We start from the raw sequence: 23,756 nt of genomic DNA on the forward strand, positions 1-23,756 counted from the left end.
GCGCCTCAAACCAGTTCCAGATCGGCGAGCGGTTCGTTCCACGCATCGTAGCCATAGACCCAATCCGGATTGGTCGGGCCTTTGAGCCAGGTATTGGTGCGGGAACTGAGCTGAACGCGCGAGGTGCGCTGCTTTCGGGTGGCCTCGAAACGCCGGAACGCGTTCGCCGCGCCGTCGCGATCGACCCCTTTGAGACAACGCGACAGGATGGCCGCATCCTCGATCGCCATGGCCGCGCCTTGCGCCATATAGGGCGTCATCGGATGGCAGGCGTCGCCGAGCAGCGTCACGTTGCCATCGCACCAGCGCGACAGCGGATCGCGATCGACCAGCGCCCATTTGTGCACCGACGGGCACGACTCCAGCACATGGCGCACCTGCGGATGAAAATCGGCAAAGGCATTTCGAAGCTCGCGCACGTCGCCCATCGCCGACCACGATTCGACCGTGAAGCCGGGTTCGGGCTGGCTGGTCACGAAATAGACCTCGCTGCGGTCCGGCTTCACATAATAAATGACGATGTGGCGATCCGGCCCCCACCATTTGGTGCAATCGTCGATCTGATATCCGTTCAGAAGCGATGCCGGATACACCGTGCGGTAGGCGATGCGGCCGGTGAAGTTCGGCTCCTGGCGGCCGAACAGTTCGTCCTTCACAAAGGAATGCACGCCGTCCGCCGCCACCACCGCATCCACGATCGTTGTCACCCCGTTTGCAAATGTCAGCCTGACGCCGCGATCGGCTTGCTGCTCGATCCCGACCAGCTTGTGGCCGAGGCGAAGGCATTCGGCCGGCACGGCGCTGGCGAGCGCTGAGTGCAGATCGCCGCGGTGGCCGAGCAGATAGGGCGCGCCGTATTTGTCTTCGGCCACCGGGCCGAAGATCATGTCAAACCGGATCTCGCCCGTATCGTATTCCCGGTTATTCCATGAGCGCGGGTAGAAGGCTTCGCGGCGAAGCATCGGCTCCAGGCCCCACTCGCGCAGCACCTTCACGGCATTGCAGCCGATCTGGATGCCGGCGCCGAGGCGAGCGAATTTGGTGGCCTGCTCGTAGACCGTCACATCCAGGCCGGCGCGCGTGAGCCCTGCGGCGACGGCAAGGCCGCCCATCCCTGCACCAATCACGGCGACCGACATCCTGCTCATCGTTGCAACCCGTCCTCTGTAGTGGTCATGACCGCACAGCCACGCTGGCCTTGGACCATGCTGGCCTTGGACGGTTTTCGTGGAACGACATCATCGTCGCAACCGAGTAATTCTCACCGGCCGTGACTAATTCTCACGAACGCACCGCAGCAGAACTAGTGGTCCGATTCTAACATTCGCCCCCCTTCGCGGCGGGCACCTTTGCGAAGGTTAGAATCAAAGGACCACTAGCAAATATAAGCTTCTAGTGGAGTTTCGGATTTGACATTCGCTCGACGAACCTGCGGCTTGATGGATAGCGAATGTCAAATCCACTCCACTAGCTGTGAGTTCTCCTCACGCTGCCTGATCTTAACTCGTTTGCACCGGCAGCCCGGGCCATTCAATTCTAGGAGCCAATGACGCGCTGGTTCGAGCCAGCCGAACCGGGCGGGAGACACACCACGATATGACGTCGATCGAGAGCGACCGCGCCATCCAGGGGCAAGAGGTGGCCGCGCGCTGGCACACCAAACCCTACATCCGGGTGCTGATCGCGATCGCGATCGGCGCGCTGGTCGGCTATCTCTGGCCGGACGTCGGCGTGAGCCTGAAGCCGATCGGCGATGCCCTGATCAAGATGATCAAAATGATCATCGCGCCGATCGTGTTCCTCACCGTGGTTCAGGGCATCGCGAGCCTGGACGACATGGGCAAAGCGGGCCGCATCGGCCTGAAGGCGCTGATCTACTTCGAAGCCGGCACCACCATCGCGCTGCTTTTTGGATTGCTGGTGGTCAACCTGGCGCAGCCAGGCGTCGGCATGCACGTCTCGCCGGCCTCGCTCGATACCAAACTGATCGAATCCTATGTCACGCAATCACATGAGCAGTCGGTGGTCGGGTTCTTGATGAACGTCATCCCCTCGACGTTCGTGGGTGCGTTCACCAATGGCGATACCTTGCAGGTGCTCTTCATTGCGGTGCTGTTCGGCATTGCCCTGCAACGGTTCGGCGCCCGCGGAAAACCGGTGCTGCAATTTGTCGAAGCGACGTCGAAGGTATTCTTCATCGTGATCGGAATGATCATGCAGATCGCGCCGATCGGCGCCTTCGGCGCGATGGCCTTTACCGTCGGCAAATATGGCGTCGGCGCGATCGTGACACTGTCCGGCTTCATGCTGACGTTCTACGCAGCATGCCTGCTGTTCATCTTCGCAGGGCTCGGCCTTGTCGCCCGCGTCGCCGGATTCAACATCTTCAAACTGATCCGCTATCTCCGCGAAGAGCTGCTGCTGGTGTTCGGACTTTCCGGATCGGAGCCGGTGATGCCGCGCTTCATCGCCAAGATGACCGCGGCGGGCTGTTCGGAATCGACCGTCGGCCTCGTCATCCCGACCGGCTATACCTTCAATCTGGACGGCACCTGCATCTACCTGACCATGGCCGCCGTATTTCTGGCGCAGGCGACCGACACGCCGATGTCGATCTGGCAGCAGGTCGTCCTGGTCGTGGTCTGTCTGCTCGCGTCAAAAGGCGCGGCCGCCGTGCCGGGCAGTGGCTTCATCGTACTGGCGGCGGCGATCGGGGCGACCGGCCATGTGCCGGTGGCGAGCATTGCGCTCCTCCTTGGCATCGACCGTTTCATGTCGGAAGCCCGCGCGCTCACCAATTTCATCGGAACCGCGGTGGCAACGATCGTCGTCGCGGCGTGGGAAGGGGAACTGGACCGGGCCCGCTTTTCCGAAACCCTCGACAATCCCGACGCCTCCAAGCTATCTTTTTAGCTTGAGGAGACTTCGCCCTGATGAGGAAATTACCGCCGCTCAACGCGGTAAGGGCATTCGAGGCGGCTGCGCGATATATCAGTTTTACCAAGGCTGCCGACGAACTTCGTGTGACGCATGGCGCCATCAGCCGGCAGGTGGCGCTGCTGGAGGACTGGTTCGGCGTCAAACTGTTTCGGCGCGCGCCGTCGCAACTCACATTGACCCCCGCCGGCCATATCTATTACCGCGAAGTCACCGCCGTTCTGGACCGGCTGGCGCTGGCGTCGATGAACCTCAAACAGCACGGCTCGAACTCGGTGTTGAGGATCAGCGCGCCGCCAACCTTCACCATGCGCTGGCTGATCCGCCGCATCTCTTCCTTTCAGCGGCTTCGGCCTGATGTCGAACCGCTGCTGACGACTTCGATTGCCCCGATCAATACCCATGACAACAGCTTCGATGTCGCGATCCGCGGCAACGTCGGCGACCCGCCGCAAGGCTGGCGCTCGCAGCATTTCATGACGGAGATGATAGCGCCGGTTTGCCACGTCGATTTGCTGTCGCGACAGCGGCTCGGCAAGCCGCAGGATCTTAAAGATCACACCCTGATCACCTATCTCACCGAGCCTTACCCCTGGCGCCAATGGTTTTCGCAAGCCGGCGTCGAAATCGATGCGGCGCAGGAAACGCTTCGCTTCGAACAGATGTTCTTCGCGCTCCAGGCGACGCAAGAGCGGATGGGCATCGGCCTGTTTCCCCTCTTCCTGGTGATCGACGAACTGATCAGCGGACAACTCTGCTTGCCGTTCGGCGAACTCGGCTTGCGGAAGCGCGAATATCAGTCCTATAGCCGGGTGGAGAACGATGGCAGCAACTCACCGGTCCGGGACTTCGCCGCCTGGCTGATCGAGGCCGGTCATGAGACCGAACAGTTCATGCTGAACTGGGCCGGGTCGATGGGGTGGCGTTTCTAGCCATTTTCCGCCGCGGCCAGGGCCGCAATTAACGATTGAACAGGGGGCGCCCGCCCCTGATCTGGTCGTCAAAAGCCGGACTATTCGTCATAGTGCCCTTGTGCTTTGCCGCCAAAGCGCCTACGTTGCTGGGGTTCAATTCGCCGCAGTGCCTTTCCGAACGCGCCTGCGGGCCCCTTCCCAAAGACATCCGACCAGTTGGATCTAAATCGCGTGACGTCACGCGAATACGCTTTGGAGAAGAGAAATGCCGACAGGTACTGTCAAGTGGTTCAACGGCCAGAAGGGTTTTGGCTTCATTCAGCCGAACGACGGCGGAAATGATGTGTTTGTGCACATCAGCGCGGTCGAACGAGCCGGTCTTTCCGGTCTCGCTGAGGGCCAGAAGGTCTCGTTCCAGCTCAAGACCGACAAGATGCGTGGTAAAGTAAGCGCCGAGGATTTGTCGCTGGCTTAAATCGCGACGCCATTTCACGGATGTACTGAAATGGCAGTGTTGCCCGCTCGATCTCGGGATTGAGCGGGCATTTTGTGTTGCAAATCTGGATGGAGCATGAACGACAAGCGAGCGGCCGGTCCTTCTCCTGAAAGCATAGCGCGCGCCAACCGGCAGCGTTTGGCGCGGGAAGAAGGTTTGCGCGCGATGGCGGATGCGGAAAAACAGGCCGCTGAAACCCGAAAGAACATGCAGCGCCTTCGCGCTTTGCGGGAAGCCAGGGAAGCGGACGAGACCAGTGCCCGGGCGGCGCTCCCACAGCCGGCGAAGAAAAAACGCAAGACACGGATCGCGAGATGAGTTGCTGACCCGACGGTCGACCTCGCGCAACGCGGAAGCCAGCGTCTCTGTCACAGGCTGGGGAGATGGCAACATGCCGAAGAGCGTGCGGATCATGCCCGACATCGAGTCACCCGCCGGACAATCGATCAGCTTCGTTCTGGCAATCGGCGCGGTCCGGCAGGCGTGCCGCCTTCAGACGACATTCCGAACCCAGAACCAGGCATTTGCCTATCTGCACAAATACCGGACGGAATTCGAACGCGTCGCTCGCGAACGATTTGTGCGAAGCGAAATCGAAGACGGCGTTATCAATCTCACGATGCTGTAGGTTGAAAAGGGCATATGCACTTGTCAACGGAGAGTGCCTTGCGAGCGCGTGCGCGAAAGCTTGGCTATGCCATTCGCAAATCGCGGTCCCGTTCGATTCACGAAGACAACCTCGGTCAGTACGCGCTGGTCAAGGAAAGCAACAACGAGGTTGTGCTCGGCGAGCGCTTCGATGCCTCGCTTGAGGACATCGCGGAGTATCTCAACTAGAGCTCCGATTCCGAAGTTCGTGACCTCTGATGCGAACGCCGCACTCAAGCGTATCAGTCAGGGGGACAGGGCGACCAGCGGTCTCGTACAGCGGCGGCTGCCGGTTCGTCACTTCACGGTAGCGGCCTCCTTGGTGATCGCTGAGATCGAACTTCCGGACTTCCGAACGACGCTGGCGAATTGGTCGTCCGACAGCCTGAGTCGCTTGCGCAGGACCTTGACCTGCACTTTATCTCTCATATCCAGCGAATTGCGGAAATAGGTGGGCTTGCGCGTTTTCATGTAATTGGCTCGCGATCAGAGGGAAGTGATTGCCACCAAGCTGGCGTTGCGCCGCTCCGGTCGCGGACGGTGTCCGTCCCGCTCGTTGCGAAGATTCCGCCTCCTTGATGGCAACATTCGCCGGGGTCCGACGTTCCGTCGGACCAGTACTAATTTCAGCAACGTCCGGCGATGCTATCCGTTGGTGTCGATGGACGGATTTCCGGAGCGGAGTTTGCGCCGGATTAAGGCTGACAAGTGCTCCTTCGACGAAGACGTTCCAAAAAGAGCGCCAACTGTCGAACAATCATATTTCGCCGCGACGAACTTCAAAATTGACGCTGACAATCATAAAGACCTAGCCTCGTCATACGGGCTGGGTACTTCCTCTGTTTTCAACTTCTCTCCGCTAGCGTTGCGAGAATGAACCGAACAAGTGTCCAGCCCACCCGACATGCTGTCGCAGATGCGCGCGGCGCGCGGAATCCGCCGAGAGCTTTGCTGATCAACAACACTGGTAACGCCGGAGAAGAACCGGATGGCAAGATCTGATCTTCATCTTGTTGGAGAGATCGACGAAGACGAACAGCAATTCCGCTTGATCATGCGGCGTCTCGCCGGCGGCGTCAGCGTGGTTACAGCCGGTCGAGACGATGATATTTCAGGGATGACCGTTACCTCCCTGACGTCGTTGAGTGCTTCGCCCCCACGTGTTCTGGTCAGCGTCAACAGACAGGCATCCTCCTTCGCCTTGATCCAGCGCCACGGGCTGTTTGGCGTCAATATCCTCGGCTCGGACCAGCTGGATCTGGCAAAGCGCTTCAGCAACAACTCGCTCAAAGGCCGTCAGCGTTTCGACGGCGTCGATTGGGTAACCGGTGTGTCCGGCGTACCGATGCTTAGTCGCGCCCTGGCGACAATGGAGTGCCGCGTTGAGGAAGTCATCGAACGTCACTCGCACGGGATCATCATTGGCAGGCTGATCGATTTCGACCTGTCCTCGAGAGTATCGAGCCTCGTCTATTGGAACGGTCAATATGTCGAGATTTCCCATGATGACGATCTCGATTTGCTGGCAGACGTGAGCATTCCCCTTGCTCATGCTCGGTGATTGACCGCCCTCATTCGCCGGCCCGGCAATCTCCTCGATGAGATTCATGCCGCCGGGCGATTCCTGTTCGGAACGTTTAATCTGTCGAACAGCCCTTGCATGGCATGATCTTGTCATTTGTACCCGTGAGTGAACGCCGCACATTATCGCCGCGTTTATGAACAACGGTTCATTCCGGTCACGAGCGGGGAAGCGTCAGATGATCAGGCGGCATGCGATCGTTATCGGTGGCGGCGCGAGCGGCGTACTTCTCGCCTATCAGTTGCTTCGTCTCGGGCGCCGCGCGTTCCGCGTGACGATCATCGAACAGCGTCCCGAGATCGGACGTGGACTAGCGTATCACACCGGCAATCCGGATCATCTGCTCAACGTACGCGCCGCCAATATGAGCGCGTTGCCGGAGGATCCCGATCATTTCTGGCGCTGGCTGACCGGGCGCGATCTCTGCCAATGCCCGGACCGCTACTGCTTCGTGCCAAGACGCGCTTACGGCGACTATATCGCCAGCTTGATCAAGCCGCTGATTTCACGCGGTGATGAAAACGACGGCTTGAGAATTCTGAACGGCGAATGCGTCTCGATCCGCGACAACGCCGATGGCGTCGTTGCGGAATTGGCGAGCGGCGCGCAACTCGCCGGCGATGTTGCCATTCTGGCGACAGGACACGATTCCCGCAAATCCCCAGCTGCGTGTTATACCGATCCTTGGGCGCCACCATCCGCCGCTGGAATCGACCGGGACGCCTCCGTCCTGGTCCTCGGAACCGGCCTCACGATGGTCGACTACGTGCTCTCGATGTTGCGCGATGGCCATCGGGGACCCATCGTCGCCATGTCACGCCGCGGATTGATGCCGACGGCACACCGCCGAGTGCCGCCGCTGCGGATCGACGAAGCGCAGATACCCTTCGGCGCCAACGCCAGTCAATTGCTGCGCTGGCTCCGACACCTCGTCGATGTCCAACGCGCGCAGGGCGGTAACTGGCGAGGCGTGATCGACGGACTTCGTCCTTTCACACAACGCCTCTGGCGCGAACTTCCGCCCGACTCCAGGCGGCGCTTCCTTGAGCATGCACGGGCCTGGTGGGACATCCATCGCCATCGAATGGCGCCTGAAATCGAGTTCAAGATCACAAAAGCCATCGCGGAGCGCCGATTGACCGTGATCGCCGCCAAAACCGTCGATATCTCGGCGAATCCCACTGGCGCGAATGTCCGATATCGCCGCCGCGGCCAAACCGCGATCGAGAACCTCCGGGTCGGAGCTATCGCAGACTGCACCGGAATCGCAAAGGATCCGGCTGCGACAGTCAATCCGGCGATGCGCAGCCTGCTTGACCAGGGACTGGCGCAGATTGATCCGCTGCGTATCGGCATCGAGGTTGGGTCGGACTGCGCGATCGTCAACCGCTGGGGCGTGTCTTCGCGGCGGTTATTTGCCGTTGGTCCCCTGACCCGTGCGGCTTTCTGGGAGATAAGTGCGGTCCCGGATATCCGAAATCAGTGCATTCAACTCGCCGAACAGCTGATCAAGGAAGCGAACCGAACGTCGCTCCCCGTTCTCGACCCGCCCGCCGTGCCACGCGGGGTTCACGAGCCAAGAGCGAGAGCAGCCCTTGTCGGTCATCACTAAGCTTTGACTGCGCCTCATAGCGCGTCGCCTCCTCACCCGGTGACGCCGGCCCACTGCCGCTTCAAAGGCTTCAAAATCATTTCATCGCGAGCCGGCGCATCCGTGGACTTGCGCGAACTCCTCGGCAGCGGCGGCGATCCTGCATAGGCCTTGTCTGGCGAAGATTTTCTTTGCTGATCGGCCGCCTCGTGGAAAACCATCACACTGCCCGGCAAAGCGTAATTGGAATACGGAACTATTCCTGTTTTCACCCCTCCATGGGAACATCGGCGCCGGCCGACAACGCGACGGCGGCCAGCTTCCACTCACCCATGACGGTGGCACATGAAACGTGAAATCCCGCCGGAAGAGGATCTATCCGAGACCGACAGCAGCGGTACGGCGCTCAAGCGTTGGCAACTCGACCGCATTGTCGCCGAGCTACGAATATCCCGCGAAGAGACCCACAGCATCCGCCGCGACGGCGAGGCGCGCCGCGCGCCCTCCCGCGAGGCACTGGAGGACATCCTGAACAGGCTGACGGAGGCGCTGTTTCCGCGCCACTATGGCCGGTTCGATCTCGACGGCGAAAATATCGATTACTTTGTAGGCCACACGCTGAGCATCGCGCTCGACAAGCTCTCGGAACAAATTCATCGCGGCGCGCTGTTCATCGGGGACGAACTGTCGCCGGGATTTCATCGCGATGACGCAGCGCGCCTGACGCGTCAGTTTGCGTCTGAACTGCCGACCGTACGGGGTCTCCTCATCAGCGATCTCCGCGCGGCCTTCATTGGCGATCCCGCCGCGCGGAATTTCCCGGAAATTCTGATCGGATATCCCGGCATGACGGCGATCATTCATCACCGGCTTGCCCATATCCTTCATCGATTGAAGGCATCGCTATCGCTCGTCTGTTTGCCGAGATCGCGCATGCCCGGACCGGAATCGATATCCACCCGGGCGCCAGCATCGGATCCGGTTTTTTCATTGACCACGGCACGGGCGTCGTGATCGGCGAAACGGCGGTCATCGGCGATAATGTGCGCATCTATCAGGCGGTGACGCTGGGCGCCCGTGACTTCCCCAGCGACGACGACGGCAAGTTGATCAAGGGCGATGCGCGGCACCCGATCCTGGAGGACGACGTTGTGATCTATGCCGCCGCCACAGTTCTGGGACGGATCACGATAGGTCGGGGTTCGACCATCGGCGGCAACGTCTGGCTGACCCAGGACGTTCCACCCAAAAGTATCGTGACGCAGGCGACCGCCCGCAACAAATCGGGCCGCTAAGCCGAAGCTCTCCTGTCAAACGGGTTTTCTAATCCCGACATGAGCGCCGCTATGGTGTCGTTCAACAGATGTTGACCCATCTCGACGCGTTCGCTGAGCTGATCAAGCGATGACCATGAACATCCGGGCGCGATTGGCGGCGGACGCTCGTTTCAGGTTCAGGTGCGATCGAGGACACCTCACCCCTTCGTGTACGCCGCAAGGAAATATTCTTCTCGTGTCCTCAGTCTGACGTTTTGGCTGGCCCAATGCTGGTCAAAACAAAAATGAGGAAACGCTATGTCAGATTACGATGACCATCACGAAGATGGTGTCAGTCGCCGTCATGCCCTCGAATGCATGCTCTGGGCGGGCACTGGTGTTTTGTGGACAGTGAGCGGCGGCATTCCACGATCGAGCCTGATCGGATCGGCGCAGGCGGCTGAAGGCAGCGGCTTCACCTTTCTTCAGATCTCCGACAGTCATGTCGGTTTTGACAAGAAGGCGAACCCGAACGCGCTTGGAACGCTGCAAGAGGCCATCGCCAAGGTCAAGGCACTTCCCAACAAGCCGTCTTTCATGCTGCACACCGGCGATATCACCCATTTGTCGAAACCAAAGGAGTTCGACGACGCCGCGCAAGTCATCGGCAGTTCGGGGCTCGACACGCACTACGTGCCGGGCGAACACGACAACCTCGATGATGTTCCGCTCAAATCCTACCTCGAGCGTTACGGCAAAGGCACCAAGGGCACGGGCTGGTATTCCTTCAACCAGAATGGCGTCCATTTCATAGGTCTCAACAATGTGATGAACATCGAGGCCGGCGGCATGGGCAAGCTTGGACCTGAACAGCTGGCGTGGCTGGCCGATGACGTGAAAGGTCTTTCCGCCTCCACGCCTATCGTCGTCTTCGCCCACATTCCGCTATGGACGATCTCCAAGGAATGGGGCTGGGGCACCGAAGATTCCGAGAACGCGCTATCCATGTTGAAGCGCTTCGGCTCGGTGACGGTGCTCAATGGGCACATTCACCAGCTGATGCAGAAGGTTGAAGGCAGCGTCAACTTTCATACCGCGAGGTCCACGGCGTTTCCTCAGCCGGCGCCAGGTTCGGCTCCTGCGCCGACGCCCCTGGTCGTTCCGGCAGAAAAATTGCGCTCGGTGCTGGGCATCAGAACCGTCATCTACACGCAGGGCAAGGAATTGCTCGCCGTCACCGACCAACCTTTGGCAACGGCCTGAGCAGACTTCGCACCGCTGGCATTTCGATTCTTTGTCATCGCCTCTAGGAAAGAATCTGACTGTCGGTGGTACGGCGACCGTGTCACCGGTGCCTGTCCCTTCGCCGAACTCCCTGGAGAAGGTTGGGCCTCGGTGGCACGACGCTGCATATGCAAGACGTGCGTTCGCAAGCGATCGAAGCGAGTTGCCGAATTTGGCACGACACGAATTTTGACACTGCCGCGCCTGCGGAACGCGAGATCCCACGATCTCCCGTTCGATACAAACGACGCGAAGCCCCAAATCAGGAGAGAGATAATGAAGAAGATAGGTCTTATCGCTGGCATCCTTGTCAGTGTTGCGCTTTTATCACCCGCCTTTGCTCAAACCAAGCCAACGATTCCCGTGATCGTGACGGACTTGAGCTCGCCCTATTGGCAGGCTGTCCTCGCCGGCGCCCGCAAGGCGGGTGCCGACCTCGGCGTCAATGTCGTGGGTCTCGGTCCGCAATCGGCAGCCGACGTAAACGGTCAGATTGCGGTGCTGGAAAAAGCCGCAGCAGCCGATGCGGCGGCAATCGTGATCGCGCCGGCGCAATTTGCCGCCCTCGGAAAGCCGATCGAGGAAGCGGCCAAAAAAACCAAGGTGATCGGGATTGACTCTGCAGCCGACACCAAAGCGATGACGTCGCTGCTTGCGATCGATAATCTTAAGGCGGGCGGCGTTGCAGCCGACACGCTTATTGCTGCCATACAGAGAACATATGCCGATGCGGAGGGTGACGTCGTGATAATCAACCTCACGTCCGGTGTCCCCTCGCTGGATCAGCGCGCCAAGGGCTTCAAGGATCTGGTTGCCGCGAAATACGGTGCGATGAATGTCGCTGCCGAAAAGGTCGCGGACGGCAAACCCGCAACGGGCATCGAGATCATGAAAGGATTTATTTCCGGCATGGAGGATCTGCGCGGCGTATTCGTCTCAGATCCAGTCATGACGCAGGCGATAGGCCAAGCGGTGGCTGAAAAGACGACAAAGGACAAGATCCACGTCGTCGGCTTTGGATCGGACGAAAAACTGGTCAAATTCCTGCAAGACGATGTGATTACCGGACTGATCGTCGAGGACCCGTTTCGCATGGGTTATGATGGCGTCAAGACGGCGTTCGCAGCCTCAAAGGGCGAGAAGGTGCCGGCCAATATCGAAATTGAGGCAACGCTGATCACCAAGGCGAATTTGAGTTCTGCGCGCGCGCAAGAACTCCTCAAGCCGAACGTCAAATAACTGTCTGGAACAAGCTTGGAGCGGGATCGCCCTGGCAAAGCCATCCCGCTGCCAACGCTCCTGAACTCGCTCGGTACTGGCGCGACCCATGATTTGTGACCGGCGGCCTGTCGATAGCCGGCCGCATCGCTGGATCAATTTGCTCTCGCAAGCTGGCCTGGCGCGCTGCTATTTTGCCGTCGATGCCAGGCTTCTGAAATCAACACCCGATGTCGCGGAAAGGTAAGTGAAAGCGGTCCACACCGCGACGGCCTGCTCGAGCCGTTTCGGATCTATCTTGTCGAGCGTGTCGTCTGCGGTGTGATGGGTATCGAAATAGTCAAGACCATCCTGCCTCAGTGAGCTTGTCGGAACGCCCGCTCGGTGCAGATCGCGAATGTCTTCGCCACCGAAAAGGGCCGGCCGACTGTCAACATTAGCGCCGAGCGGCGCGATGACCCGCTGCAACAAGCGACCGAAATCACTGCCGGCAGCGCCGGGCGGCAGCTGCACGGAATAGACATTTCCAGCCCCGAAATCCGCCTCAGCAGCGACGACGATGTTGCCGATCTCCCCTTGGTGAGCCTGGGCATAAGCGGCGCCGCTGAAATCCATCTCCTCAGCGCCGAACAAGACGACACGGATCGTTCGGCTTGGGCGTTGCGGCAGGCTGCCAATAAGTCGAGCCGCACCGAAGGCTATGGCGGTTCCGGCCCCGTCGTCGGTCGCACCGGTGCCGAGATCCCAGGAATCGAGATGTCCGCCGATGAGGACGATCTCATCCGGACGCTCGTTTCCCTTCAACTCGCCGACGACGTTCCACGACGATGCATTCTCTTCAACCGTTGGCCTTAACACAAGACGAATCCTGACCGGACCAAGAGCCGCCAACCGCTCAAGCTGCTCGGCATCCGGCACGGCCAGTGAAGCAGCCGGAATCCGCGGAGCGTCATCCTTGTAAGTCAGAGCACCAGTATGAGGCAGGCGATGGCTGTCGGTACCAAGCGAGCGCAGCAGATAAGCTACGGCGCCGCGCTTTGCGGCCTCCGACGGACCAGAACGCCGGATCGGGTTTGCGGCACCATAGCCGCTCCCGTCCTGGGCCCTTACCATGCGCTGGGTCACTATTGCGATCTTCCCGGCGAGCGATCCCGGAGCCGCTGCCAGCAGATCATCGTACGTTCGGAACAATGCGATCTCGGCCTCGATACCGTTGGCATCCGTGGCGATCGAGCCACCCAATGCCGTAATGGCGAGATGCTGGGGGATTGGGGCTACGATCTCCGCCTTCTCCTCGCCCCGAATCCAGGCTGGGAAGGTAAAAGGTTCGGAATGCACGTTCTCGAAGCCCGCTGCTTTCAACCGTGCTTCAGCCCATGCGACCGCCCGCTTATGGGCAGCAGTTCCGGCCAAGCGCTGCCCGATTTCGGTCGTCAGGGATCGTACGAAATCGAAAGCAGCGGGATCGCTGAGCGCCCGTTGCCCGAGGCTCGATGCGGTCGCAAGCCAGAGCTCGGAAGGTTTTTCGTCAGCCTTGCTGGCACTTCCTGCGGCACTCGACACGAGAGCGAGCACAACGACCAGAACGCCTAACCTCTTGCTCATCGAATTACTCCTCCGCCAAGCCAAATTCCGCGGACCGACACAATCTCGAGGGCCACCTCGATTCGCTGTTGTCGCGGATGGACTATGGCCGGACCAGCTTGACGTCTTCGACCGTTACCGTGTCTTGATACTGATTGCCAAAATGCGTTCTGAGATAGTTGACGACTTCGGCGACCTGGTCATCACTCATCATCGAGCCGACCGGAGGCATCGCACGCTGCCCTCGAACCACGACATAGACCGGATAGGCTTTGGCTTCGAGGTTCTTGTTGTTGACGAGGGACGGGTAATAGCCTGCCCCTGCCGCGCCTCTGCCGTCCGGCATGTGGCAGCCCTGACAGATACCCGCAAACAATTCGGCGCCATTCGATTCCGAAAATCTGGAGCCCGGACTCAAGATCGCACTGGACGGCGAATTGGATTCGGCAATCGCGCGCCCTACCGAAGGGGCCAATGCAATCAAGGCCAGACATACAGCGGTTGAACAATAGCCGTACGATGTCATCGAATTTTGTCTTCGCTCGTTGCGCTGTATCGGTCGCATCGGATTACATCTTTACGACGCGCTCGTGTAGCCGCGTGATCGCATCGAGCGCCGACAAGATTGCACCCTCCTGCCAGGCGGGAATGTAGGACGCATGTTCGCCCGCAAGAACGAAGTGGCCGTCGATCTGGCACAGATCGTCGTAATGATCTTCTCTCGCCTCATCCGTCCAGCTTCCGGCGCAACCTAGCGTAAAAGGCATTCGATGCCAGGCCACCGCAATTCCGTTTTCGAATTCGGTTCGATATTGGGGGTGAATACTGGATCCCAATTCGACGGCACGCGCGATCCGGTCCGCTGGCGCCATGGACGTGAATTCAAACGAATTTGCCACGTCAAAAACATAGGCGCCCAACAACACGCCTCGTCCGTTACGATTGAACCCGCTGCTGGGGTACGAGATCTGGCGAATTGGCAGGTCCGTATAGGTGATCCCCCCGTAAATCGCTTCGTCCTCTTCCCAGAACCTGCGCTTGAATTGGAGGCCGATTTTGACAGACGAAGCGTAGGGAACTGCGTCGATGGCGGCCTTCATGCGCGAGCCCACATCAATGGGGATCTGACTCAGGATCGAAAGGGGAATCGTGCAGACGCACCAGTCGGCTTTAGCAACTTGCGTCATTCCTGGCGTCCTGGAATTGACATAGCTTACGGCCACGCCGCCATCGTGTTGTTGGATACGAGTAACTTTCGCATCGTACTGAATGAGGTCGCCGACTTCCCTGGCGAACGCTTTGCCTATCATGTCCATGCCGCCGACGGGCTGGAACATGGTGGTCTGGAATTGGTACAACGCGAAATTCTGCAGATACCGCCAGAGCCTGGATTCCAGAATGTCCGACAGGTTCGCGGGTTTGCCTGCAACCGGTCTCGCGGCGAGTCCGCCTCCGGGATCCCGGGCGTAGCCGCGAAAATTCGCCGAAACAAGACTGGCGCTATAAGCGTAGTTCTTGTCCAACGCGCCCCACGATCTCAGCGCCTGCAGCAAGATCTCTTTGTCTTCCGTCGACACCGCTTCGTCGAGCTTGCTCTGCTGAGTAGCTTTGGCCAATAATTCCGCAACCTGGCCCTGAAAGTCGGACTTGATCTCGCGAATGCGCTGTGGCCGACCGTTAAAGGCGGCGGACGAGTGCAGAAAGGCGTTGTGATTAAGTTGGATGAACGGCTCAAGCGTGACGCCGAGACGCCTGCAATAATCGAGCACGGCACGATGATGAAAGGGAATGCGCCACGGGCCGGGGTTCAGATAAAGACCTTCCTCAAACCCACAAGTCTGCTCGGCACCGCCCAGTTCGGTAAACTTGTCCCCTCCCCTTATCGTCCAGTTGCGTCCTCCCGGACGGTTGTTGAACTCCAATACCTGGACCCTGTAGCCGGCCTTGCGCAATTCGAGCGCCGCCGTCATCCCGGCAAGTCCCGCGCCAAGGATCAGGACCGATGCGCCCTTCGCGTCTCCCTCCAGCTTGATCGGGCCTCTATACCTAGACTCAGCGGCGAAGCCGAGGCTGGTCATGGCCTGATACATTGCGGCACTTCCGGCGACCGATCCTACGAGCGCAAGCAGACCTCGCCTGGTCAAAACCGCCTCGGTATCGTTGTGCATAGCCACCTGTTTCCGTCCCGACAGCGTGAAGAGCATAAGAGCAGTTCGCCACCGGCGCAAACCTCGGTTTCCAATCAAACTGGCTCGGCAAAGGCGTAGGCGGGTCGGAAGATCCGGTACCTGAAAAGCCGGTGGCGGCTAATGTTTCTTACGAGACCTGCTCAACGCAATTAAGTTCCGCTCCGCCTGGATAACGGTGGGTAGCAAAGTGAAATCGTTTCGAGGCCTGCCAGTCCCAAAAGACGACTCAGATAGACTGAGCTCATTGCAACGCGGCCTGCGATTCAGACGTCTGAAACCTTCCAGACACGCTTCACGTCGCCGCACAGCGAGGACGTCAAAATGGCTGGTCACGCAGACGCAATGACTTTATCCGAGCGCGCCGATGCGATCGAGGAGCACATGATGCACGAGCTTGAGCACCTCGTCATCAAGTCGGCGCTTTTCAACCTAGCCGACGGAAGGCTGGATGACGACACCGCCCTGATTGCAAGAAATCCAGGCAAGTATCTTCTCATGAAGGAGGACCCGCGCCTCCCCAAAACGCCGCCCAAACCAACCTTGATCGACTATTTCAAATGCCGCTTTGCATCGACGTCGCACTTGCTGCAGAGCGCAGCGCACGCCAAAAAATCCGGCCACGGCGAGAAGGTCATTATGGCTTGCCTCCTGCACGATATCGCGGTCGCCGGTTTCATCAGGTGCGACCATGGTTATTGGGGCGCCCAGATGATCGAGCCTTATGTCGACGAAGAGGTGAGTTGGGCCGTGCGTGCCCATCAGGCGCTCCGCTTCTTTCCGGACGAAACGGTCGGCTACCAATATCCCGAAGCTTACGTGAAATGGTTTGGTCCCGACTTCCAGCCCGAGCCCTATATCGTTGACGAGTACAACCGCGCGCTCAACCATCGGCACTACATGACGGCGCGCTTGATCACCCTCAACGACCTCTATTCCTTCGATCCAAATGCCTCGGTCGACATCGAGGAGTTCACCGACATCATCGGACGTCATTTCAAGCAGCCGAAAGAGGGGCTTGGACTCGACAGCAGCCCATCCGCGCATATGTGGCGCACGATGCTATGGCCAACCCGATTTCTCTAGGACAGCCCCGCTCCGGCGCGGGTTTCGCGCGCGGACCGACGTTCATTGCAATCGCCTAAAGACGATGGCTTCGCTGATGTTCGCCGTCAGGCGGCGTGAAACATGGCTTTGTTTCGTAGCCAGTTGGGGCGCCGGCATCGGTCGCATTATTCTGCGCCGACGCGCTTGCCCACGGTCCGTGAAGACTGAAGGGTCCTCCCTTGGCGTCCACTTTTTCAAGACCCGCAACAGATAACCACAGGCCGATGGCGGCGCACGTGGTCAAAAATCTACTCATACAAATCCTCGCGACTTTAGCCATTGGAGTGCTTCAGCACCTGCCCATGGCGCAGTGACAAAGCTTCGCGGCGATGTGCCCGGAGATCGCATCGTCCGGATCGGCACTGGCAGATTATCCCAGACTGCCGAATACGATGGCGATGACAGCACCGACTGCGATCCAGGCGCGCAGCATAATATTCTCAGACTCAGTTGAATCCAGTCATGCTGCCCCAACCACCCATACCGCCACCGGCCTGAGTCGCGGGTTCCTCGGCAGCGTTCGAGTTCATGAAGCGCTCGCTGCTGTACTGCCGCTCGTGACGGACGTGGTGATGGCTTTTGGCAAACGCGACCTGCGTGGTCGAGCCGGCTATCAACGCAACACCAAGAAGTGCAAGAACGATCTTACGCACAGTTATCTCCATCCTTGATGGTTCAACGATGTTCGTGTCGAACCTGCTCAAGGAAGTAAGGAGAGAGGTTTCTGTTGATAGTGCTGACGGTGCGACACCCGGTCACAACGAGCATCAACTAAGGGTGAGTGGTTCGATCGCGCGCCGAATGAGGCTGACCCGCACGCAGGGTCTGTGACGAAGGGCTTCACTCTATCCGGTTCACGCGGGCTTGAAACGTCTGACACGGAATTTAGCCGCCGGCGGCGGACCGCATTCATACCTCAGCAGTACGAGGAGCCAATATCCCGGCGCAAGGCCGCAAGTACTCGTTTGCGACAATCCATCCTTCGCCGGCAAAGGAGAACCTGTCATGACGAACTTCACACTGCTCGTCGCGACCGCGGTTTCGCTGCTGGCAGCAGCGCCCGCGATCGCGACGCCGCGCCATCATAGCTACGGCTATTCCCGGGCTTATACTTCCAGCAACTACTCGGGCGATTTCGCCCGCAGAAACACCTTCAACTGAGCATGACGAACTCGCGGCACCAACGTTGCGGACTTCCAAACCGCCGCGTTAGCCGCGAAATCGTTCGCGATATTCACTCGGACCGACGCCAATGCGCCTCATAAATGCACGGCGCATGGTGTCCGGGTTGGCAAAACCGCAGCTCGACGCTACCCGCTGCAACGGCTTATCGGTATCCTCGAGCGACCGCCGCGCCGAGTCCACGCGCGCCATCTCGACGAAATCGGCGGGCGTCATGCCCGCCTCCTGCTGAAAGACCCGCGTGAAATTGCGCACGCTCATCGCAGCCCGTGAGGCGAGGTTTCTGACGCTCAGTTCGAGCGGAAGGTGATCGAGTATCCAGTGCTGCACCGCCTGGATGCGCTCTTCGGTCGCGACCTGGGCCGCAAGGTGCGCGCTGAATTGCGACTGGCCGCCCGGCCGCTTGAGAAAGACGACAAGGCGTTTTGCAACCGACAGCGCCACATCGCGCCCGTGATCGTCCTCAATCAGCTTCAGCGCGAGATCGATCCCGGCCGTGACGCCGGCCGAGGTCCAGAGCGAACCGTCCTGCACGAAGATCTGATCCGAGACGACCTTGGCTACGGGAAACCTCTCCGCCAGTTCCGCAGCATGCTGCCAGTGCGTCGTCACATTGAGGCCGTCCAGCAGTCCGGCGCCGCCCAGGAAGAAGGCGCCAGTGCAGACCGAGCCATGCCGGCGGCTGCGCGGCGCATGGCGCCGCAACCAGACGTGCAGAGGCGATTCGGTATAAGCGTCCGCGTAGTTCGGCGTGCCCGCGACGAGCAACGTGTCGATCGGCGCCTCGTCGTCGAAGATCGAGCTATCGGTCACGAGCGACATGCCCCCGACCTTGACGATACGATCCCGAGCGGTCGACAACAATCGTACGGCGTAACTGCATTTGCCGGGGGCCTGCCGGTTGGCTTCGAGAAAGGCATCGAGCGGACCCGCAATATCCAGCGATTGCGCATCGTGCGGAACGATGATGGCGATCGGCTTGCTGTCCATTTCGTTCTCCCGGTGGCAGCCTCGCCGCGCGCGAAGGGGCCCGCGCTTGTTGCGCGGACCCCCCGCTTCTTGGGCTAGAGCTTGCCGGCGGCAAATCTGACTAGCGCGTCCGCCACGCCTTTGCCATACGCCGGGTCGGCCTTGGTGCAATTCGCAACGTGCCGCTGCTGCACCAGAGGGGACGCCTGCCCGACCTGCCGCGCCGTGTTCTCGCACAGGATCTGCCGCTGGTGAGCAGTCATCTTGCGGAAGAGATCGCCGGGCTGCTGAAAGTGATCCTCGTCGACGCGATGATCCCAATGCGCCGCGGCGCCGTCGATCTCGAGCGCCGGCTCGTTCAGCTGCGGTTGGTCGGTCCACTCGCTGTGGCTGTTCGGCCAATAGGTCAGCGTGCTCCCGAGATTGCCGTCGGTGCGCATCGCGCCGTCGCGATGGTAGCTGTGGAACGGGCATTTCGGCGCGTTGACCGGGATCTGGTGGTGGTTGACGCCCAGGCGATAGCGCTGCGCGTCGCCATAGGAGAACAAGCGCGCCTGCAACATCTTGTCCGGCGAATAGCCAATGCCGGGAACGACGTTGGCGGGCGTGAACGCCGCCTGCTCGGTCTCGGCAAAGAAGTTCTCCGGGTTGCGGTTGAGCTCGAAATAACCGACCTCGATCAGCGGATACTCCGCCTTCGGCCAGACCTTGGTCAGGTCGAACGGATTGAACGGGAATTTCTTCGCCTGCGCCTCCGTCATGACCTGGATAGACAGCGTCCAGCGCGGAAAGTCGCCCTGCTCGATGCTGTCGAACAGGTCGCGCTGATGGCTCTCGCGATCCTTGCCGACCAGGGCCTCGGCCTCAGCGTCGGTGAGATTCTGGATGCCCTGCTGGGTACGGAAGTGGAACTTGACCCAGACGCGCTCATTGTTCGCGTTGATGAAGCTGTAGGTATGGCTGCCGAAGCCGTGCATGTGACGGAAGCTCTTCGGAATGCCGCGATCGCTCATCACGACGGTGACCTGGTGCAGCGCTTCCGGCATCAGCGTCCAGAAATCCCAGTTCATGTCCGCGTCGCGCATGCCCGTACGCGGGTGCCGCTTGATCGCGTGGTTCAGGTCGATAAACCGCAAGGGATCGCGGAAGAAGAATACCGGAGTGTTGTTGCCCACCACGTCCCAGTTGCCCTCCTCGGTATAGAACTTCAGCGCGAAGCCACGGATATCGCGCTCCGCATCGGCCGCGCCACGTTCACCGGCCACCGTCGAGAACCGTGCGAACATCGGCGTCTGCTTGCCGATCTTCGAGAAGATCTTCGCCTTGGTGTAGCGCGTGATGTCATGGGTAACGGTGAACGTACCGTGGGCGCCCGCGCCCTTGGCGTGCATGCGCCGCTCCGGAATGACCTCGCGGTGGAAATGCGCGAGCTTTTCGATCAGCCAGACATCCTGCAGCAAGGCCGGCCCGCGCGGCCCGGCGGTCATGATGTTGATGTTGTCCGACACGGGAGCGCCGGAAGCGTGGGTCAGAAATGGCGGTTTGGTCTTGTCCATTGGAACTTTCCTTTCATGCGTTGGAGATCAAGTGGGGAGCTCGTCGGCGCTCACGTCGAGCGCCAACATTCTGTTTTCCTCGAAGCGCGCTGTTACGATCGGGATTTCCGTTTGGCGCGCTCGTGAAAGATCGATCCGATGAAATCGAGGCTGGTGCGGGCGGCCAGCAGCGACGTAATCCCGGACGGGTCGTATGGCGGCGAGACCTCGACGAAGTCGGCGCCGACGACGTGGAAACGCCGGGCGACCTCGCGCAGGAGATCCTTGGCCTCGTAATAGGTGAAGCCGCCATGGCTGATCGTCGCCGTGCCCGGCGCAATCGAGGGGTCGAAGCTGTCGATATCGATCGAGACGTAGACGCGCTCGCCATCGGGAATGTGCGCAAGCGCCGCTGTCGCGCCGATCGTACGGAACTTCCGCAACGGAACCACGTGGGTCCCGTAGGCCTTTGCCGCCTCGTAGTCCTTCTTGCTGACCGAGGCCATGTTGTGGGGCCCAAGCGTGGTGATGCCTTTCACATGCGCCATCTCGGACGCCCGGCGCATCGGACTGCCGTGTCCCCAGCTGATGCCGTTGCGCTCGTCGATGAAATCGAAGTGCGCATCGAGATGCACGATGTGGATCGGCTTCTCGTTGGAATAGGCTGCGACGGTCGCCATGGTGATGGCGTGGTCGCCGCCCAGAATGTAGGGCATCGTTCCGGCGTCGAGCAGCGCGCGCACCGCGAGTTCGGCATTCGCCAGGCTGCGCTTGGTGTCGGCATAGATGACGTCGCTGTCGCCGGCGTCGACGATCTTGACTTCGTCCCGGGTGAGGTACGTCACCTCGTCCTCGAAGTCGAAGACGCCCTCCGGCCCGAAGCCGTGGAACATCGACACTTCGCGGATCGCGCGCGGCCCAAAGCGCGTTCCGACGCGATAGCTCGAGGCCGTATCGATCGGGATGCCAAGTACCGCGACATCCGCGCCATCGAGCTGGTCCCAATCGGTGCAGGCGGGCTGGCCCGCAAAGGTCGCCAGACCGACAAACGGCAGATCCATTCGAACCGGCATGTTCCGGCTTGCACGCTGTGTATCCATCGTCATCTCCTCTTCTAAAAAACGCGGATCGGCGATCCGCTCCGTTCGTGGGTTCAGCAGATCTCGCTCGTGACGCCCTCGCGCTCGTAGGCGCGGCGGACCGAAGGCAGCGCCGTCACCATGTCGAGCAGCTTTGCGATGTTCGGCCGCGAGCGAGGCGGATTGGTCATGGGACGCGCCCAGCGGGCGAGCATGACCAGGTAGAAGTCGGTGGCACTCAGCGTCTCGCCGAGAAACAGCGGACCGTTGGTCTTGAGATGCTGCTCGACCACATCGAGATAGGCTTCGGCGCGTTTCTCGGCGCCCTGCTTGACGACCGCGGTCGCGGCGGCGTCCGTGCCGGAGAGCCGTTCCGGATACTGCCAGATCATCAGCTCTTCCTGCAGCGAGTTGGTCAGGAAGGCCATCCACTGGTAGAATTTGGCGCGCTCCGGCGTTCCCACCTTGGGCGCCAGGCCTGCTTCCTGATGCTGGTCGACCAGGTGAAGAACGATTGCGGCGGACTCGAACAGCACCAGGTCGCCGTCGACCAGTACCGGAATGCGGCCGTTGGGATTGATCTTCAGGTACTCCTTGGATTTTTGGGCGTTCTTGGCGCGGTCGACCAGAACGAGCTCGTAGTCCTGGCCGGTCTCTTCGAGCACCATGTGAGGTGCGGCGTTTGCATTGCTGGGGAAGTAATGAAGCTGGTACATCGGCGCTCTCCGTTTGTGTTTCACAACCCCAGAATTAGAAATCTCACTGACTGGCCACAACGAGTGAAGTCCGTCAGTCCTGGCCAAAGCTCCGTCGATATCGGCCATTTGCCGCTGCGCCTTCGGATCAGAGATATCGGCCGGCTACGCGCGTCGTGGCGCGATACGCTTTTTGAAATTCGGATTGTCGTTTCAGTCCCGCCCCGCGGCTAGCGAGGCTGGCGATGCTGGAATGGCGCTGGGATTAAGCAGCGCGTCTTGAATCGGATTCAATACGATCGGTTTAAATCGGGAGGGCTGATCTGGCCCTTACGCCTCGTGACGCGGGACATAGGTCCCAACGACGCACCTGTAGCCCTGCAGCTTCCAGTCCTGATACGGCCCGTGGGCAAGCCAATCGGCGATGCCCGCCTGCGCATTCATCTGACAGCCGGCCATGGTGATGCTCGACTGTTCGCTGTTGGTAACGACCTTTTCCAGACAAAGCTGACTGCTGTTGCAGAGAATGGCGACGAGGGTGATGAGCATCGTGACCTTCCTAGGTGAGGATCGCTCTTTCGTGTTCCCACCTTGGGTGGGTGATCCAAGACCTAGGTTGGTGCCGTCAGGAATTCGATTGAACGGAAGTAGACGGACTTACTCCGAAGGGATTGACGGCCTATACCAAGGTTTGTGCGGCATGCCCGCGCATCGGGCTGCGCAAACTCAGCCGCCAAATGGGTTCTGGAAGCCCTCGGGCAAGTATATTATAGTCAACGACGCTGAATGACGGCACGGGTATCGGGGGGCGGCGATCCGTTTTTGCGGAGGTTGATCATGCATTTCCATGAACACCCCATCCACGTAGCTAACGGCGTGCTCGGCAAAAAGTGTCACATCTGCGCGTTCTTCAACGGCTTCGACGAGCAGCATCGGGTACTTCGCTCCTTCATCAAAGAGGGGTTCGAGCGGGGTGACAAAGCCTTTCATATCGTGGATCCGGAGCTACGGGCGGATCACCTGAAACGACTGGCCCAGGCCGGCATCGACGTCGAACAGGCCATGGCGACCGGACAGCTGGAGCTGCGGCGCTGGCAGGACGCATACCTGCGCGACGATCAATTCGACCAGGATGGGATGCTCGCCTTGCTGGAGGAGATTCTCGGATCAGGACGAGCGGCCGGCGACACACGCGTCAGGTTTGTGTCACGTGTGGAACCGTCCCTGGTAGAGAAGGCCGGTGAAGATAACTGGCTGGAGTACGAGACGCGCGTCAACTACGCCGTCTCCAAATACAGCGATCCCGTCATCTGCACCTACGATCTGGCGAACTTCAGCGCCAGCCTAGTGATGGACATGTTGCGGGTTCACCCTGTCGTCATTGTTGGAGGGGTGCTCCAGGAGAACCCCTTCTTCGTTCCTCCGGACCAGTTCCTCCTTGAACTCCGGGAGAGAAAGTCGGCTCGGCCCGGCGCAATCCAAGCACTCTGACT

General features: G+C 60.0%; 24 protein-coding genes and 1 pseudogene. 14 read left to right on the top strand and 11 right to left on the bottom strand.

Annotated elements, in window-relative coordinates:
- Window positions 1-5: 5 nt before the first annotated feature.
- Window positions 6-1,148 (bottom strand): FAD-dependent monooxygenase, encoded by a 1,143-nt coding sequence (locus BUA38_RS06845; RefSeq protein WP_072817263.1) that lies wholly within the window; start codon window positions 1,146-1,148, stop codon window positions 6-8.
- Window positions 1,149-1,596: 448 nt separating this feature from the next.
- Between BUA38_RS06845 and BUA38_RS06850 the strand changes: the two genes are divergently transcribed.
- The 6 genes from BUA38_RS06850 to BUA38_RS06875 all read left to right on the top strand — a co-directional run bounded on the left by BUA38_RS06850 (window position 1,597) and on the right by BUA38_RS06875 (window position 5,184).
- Window positions 1,597-2,913, top strand: coding sequence for a dicarboxylate/amino acid:cation symporter (locus BUA38_RS06850; protein ID WP_083587485.1), 1,317 nt, complete (start codon window positions 1,597-1,599; stop codon window positions 2,911-2,913).
- A gap of 20 nt (window positions 2,914-2,933) precedes the next feature.
- Complete coding sequence (locus tag BUA38_RS06855) at window positions 2,934-3,869, top strand: LysR substrate-binding domain-containing protein (RefSeq protein WP_083587486.1); 936 nt, start codon at window positions 2,934-2,936, stop codon at window positions 3,867-3,869.
- A 247-nt stretch (window positions 3,870-4,116) separates the two neighbouring features.
- Window positions 4,117-4,326, top strand: a complete 210-nt coding sequence (locus tag BUA38_RS06860) for a cold-shock protein (protein ID WP_072817264.1) — start codon at window positions 4,117-4,119, stop codon at window positions 4,324-4,326.
- 96 nt (window positions 4,327-4,422) lie between these two features.
- Complete coding sequence (locus BUA38_RS06865) at window positions 4,423-4,665, top strand: transcriptional regulator (RefSeq protein WP_072817265.1); 243 nt, start codon at window positions 4,423-4,425, stop codon at window positions 4,663-4,665.
- A gap of 73 nt (window positions 4,666-4,738) precedes the next feature.
- Window positions 4,739-4,975 (top strand): hypothetical protein, encoded by a 237-nt coding sequence (locus tag BUA38_RS06870; protein WP_244553204.1) that lies wholly within the window; start codon window positions 4,739-4,741, stop codon window positions 4,973-4,975.
- Window positions 4,976-5,013: 38 nt separating this feature from the next.
- The gene (locus tag BUA38_RS06875; protein ID WP_156898420.1) at window positions 5,014-5,184 is read left to right on the top strand and encodes a hypothetical protein; all 171 of its coding nucleotides are present in this window, start codon (window positions 5,014-5,016) and stop codon (window positions 5,182-5,184) included.
- 108 nt (window positions 5,185-5,292) lie between these two features.
- On the opposite strand, the gene BUA38_RS36520 is transcribed toward BUA38_RS06875, so the two are convergent.
- Complete coding sequence (locus BUA38_RS36520; protein WP_156898421.1) at window positions 5,293-5,466, bottom strand: DUF3606 domain-containing protein; 174 nt, start codon at window positions 5,464-5,466, stop codon at window positions 5,293-5,295.
- A 517-nt stretch (window positions 5,467-5,983) separates the two neighbouring features.
- Here BUA38_RS36520 and BUA38_RS06885 point away from each other — a divergent pair.
- From BUA38_RS06885 to BUA38_RS06910, 5 genes and pseudogenes are all read left to right on the top strand, one after another.
- A complete protein-coding gene (locus tag BUA38_RS06885; RefSeq protein ID WP_072817267.1) occupies window positions 5,984-6,556 on the top strand; it encodes a flavin reductase family protein in 573 nt (190 codons plus the stop codon).
- A 199-nt stretch (window positions 6,557-6,755) separates the two neighbouring features.
- Window positions 6,756-8,189 carry an FAD/NAD(P)-binding protein gene (locus BUA38_RS06890; protein ID WP_072817268.1) on the top strand — a complete coding sequence of 478 codons (1,434 nt, stop codon included), beginning with the start codon at window positions 6,756-6,758 and terminating at the stop codon, window positions 8,187-8,189.
- Between the two features lie 324 nt (window positions 8,190-8,513).
- Window positions 8,514-9,463: pseudogene (gene epsC, locus BUA38_RS06895) on the top strand (serine O-acetyltransferase EpsC).
- 279 nt (window positions 9,464-9,742) lie between these two features.
- Window positions 9,743-10,687 carry a metallophosphoesterase family protein gene (locus tag BUA38_RS06905; protein ID WP_072817271.1) on the top strand — a complete coding sequence of 315 codons (945 nt, stop codon included), beginning with the start codon at window positions 9,743-9,745 and terminating at the stop codon, window positions 10,685-10,687.
- Between the two features lie 297 nt (window positions 10,688-10,984).
- A complete protein-coding gene (locus BUA38_RS06910; RefSeq protein ID WP_072817272.1) occupies window positions 10,985-11,947 on the top strand; it encodes a substrate-binding domain-containing protein in 963 nt (320 codons plus the stop codon).
- A 168-nt stretch (window positions 11,948-12,115) separates the two neighbouring features.
- Here the strand turns inward: BUA38_RS06910 and BUA38_RS06915 are convergent, their stop codons facing one another.
- The 3 genes from BUA38_RS06915 to BUA38_RS06925 form a co-directional block, all read right to left on the bottom strand.
- Window positions 12,116-13,339 carry a M20/M25/M40 family metallo-hydrolase gene (locus tag BUA38_RS06915; RefSeq protein WP_197685918.1) on the bottom strand — a complete coding sequence of 408 codons (1,224 nt, stop codon included), beginning with the start codon at window positions 13,337-13,339 and terminating at the stop codon, window positions 12,116-12,118.
- A 274-nt stretch (window positions 13,340-13,613) separates the two neighbouring features.
- Entirely contained in the window at window positions 13,614-14,075 is a 462-nt protein-coding gene (locus BUA38_RS38440) for a cytochrome c (protein WP_338076342.1), read from the bottom strand.
- A gap of 4 nt (window positions 14,076-14,079) precedes the next feature.
- On the bottom strand, window positions 14,080-15,678 hold the full coding sequence (locus BUA38_RS06925) for an NAD(P)/FAD-dependent oxidoreductase (protein ID WP_072825905.1): 1,599 nt from the start codon (window positions 15,676-15,678) through the stop codon (window positions 14,080-14,082).
- A 342-nt stretch (window positions 15,679-16,020) separates the two neighbouring features.
- Here BUA38_RS06925 and BUA38_RS06930 point away from each other — a divergent pair, with 342 nt between their 5' ends.
- Window positions 16,021-16,782: an HD domain-containing protein gene (locus BUA38_RS06930; RefSeq protein WP_197685919.1), complete on the top strand. Its 762-nt coding sequence runs from the start codon at window positions 16,021-16,023 to the stop codon at window positions 16,780-16,782.
- Between the two features lie 467 nt (window positions 16,783-17,249).
- Here the strand turns inward: BUA38_RS06930 and BUA38_RS06935 are convergent, their stop codons facing one another.
- Window positions 17,250-17,456: a hypothetical protein gene (locus tag BUA38_RS06935; protein WP_156898422.1), complete on the bottom strand. Its 207-nt coding sequence runs from the start codon at window positions 17,454-17,456 to the stop codon at window positions 17,250-17,252.
- Between the two features lie 352 nt (window positions 17,457-17,808).
- Between BUA38_RS06935 and BUA38_RS36525 the strand changes: the two genes are divergently transcribed.
- Window positions 17,809-17,964 carry a hypothetical protein gene (locus BUA38_RS36525; protein WP_156898423.1) on the top strand — a complete coding sequence of 52 codons (156 nt, stop codon included), beginning with the start codon at window positions 17,809-17,811 and terminating at the stop codon, window positions 17,962-17,964.
- Window positions 17,965-18,012: 48 nt separating this feature from the next.
- Here the strand turns inward: BUA38_RS36525 and BUA38_RS06940 are convergent, their stop codons facing one another.
- From BUA38_RS06940 to BUA38_RS06960, 5 genes are all read right to left on the bottom strand, one after another.
- The gene (locus BUA38_RS06940; RefSeq protein WP_072817277.1) at window positions 18,013-18,975 is read right to left on the bottom strand and encodes a GlxA family transcriptional regulator; all 963 of its coding nucleotides are present in this window, start codon (window positions 18,973-18,975) and stop codon (window positions 18,013-18,015) included.
- A gap of 74 nt (window positions 18,976-19,049) precedes the next feature.
- Entirely contained in the window at window positions 19,050-20,510 is a 1,461-nt protein-coding gene (locus BUA38_RS06945) for a catalase (protein ID WP_072817278.1), read from the bottom strand.
- Window positions 20,511-20,602: 92 nt separating this feature from the next.
- Window positions 20,603-21,589: an agmatinase gene (locus BUA38_RS06950; RefSeq protein ID WP_244553206.1), complete on the bottom strand. Its 987-nt coding sequence runs from the start codon at window positions 21,587-21,589 to the stop codon at window positions 20,603-20,605.
- A 53-nt stretch (window positions 21,590-21,642) separates the two neighbouring features.
- A complete protein-coding gene (locus tag BUA38_RS06955) occupies window positions 21,643-22,284 on the bottom strand; it encodes a glutathione S-transferase family protein (RefSeq protein ID WP_072817279.1) in 642 nt (213 codons plus the stop codon).
- Window positions 22,285-22,593: 309 nt separating this feature from the next.
- Complete coding sequence (locus BUA38_RS06960) at window positions 22,594-22,812, bottom strand: hypothetical protein (RefSeq protein ID WP_072817280.1); 219 nt, start codon at window positions 22,810-22,812, stop codon at window positions 22,594-22,596.
- Window positions 22,813-23,100: 288 nt separating this feature from the next.
- Here BUA38_RS06960 and BUA38_RS06965 point away from each other — a divergent pair, with 288 nt between their 5' ends.
- Entirely contained in the window at window positions 23,101-23,754 is a 654-nt protein-coding gene (locus BUA38_RS06965) for an MEDS domain-containing protein (RefSeq protein ID WP_072825907.1), read from the top strand.
- Window positions 23,755-23,756 lie beyond the last annotated feature (2 nt).

It is taken from the genome of Bradyrhizobium erythrophlei (assembly GCF_900142985.1).
Taxonomy (GTDB): Bacteria; Pseudomonadota; Alphaproteobacteria; order Rhizobiales; family Xanthobacteraceae; genus Bradyrhizobium; species Bradyrhizobium erythrophlei_B.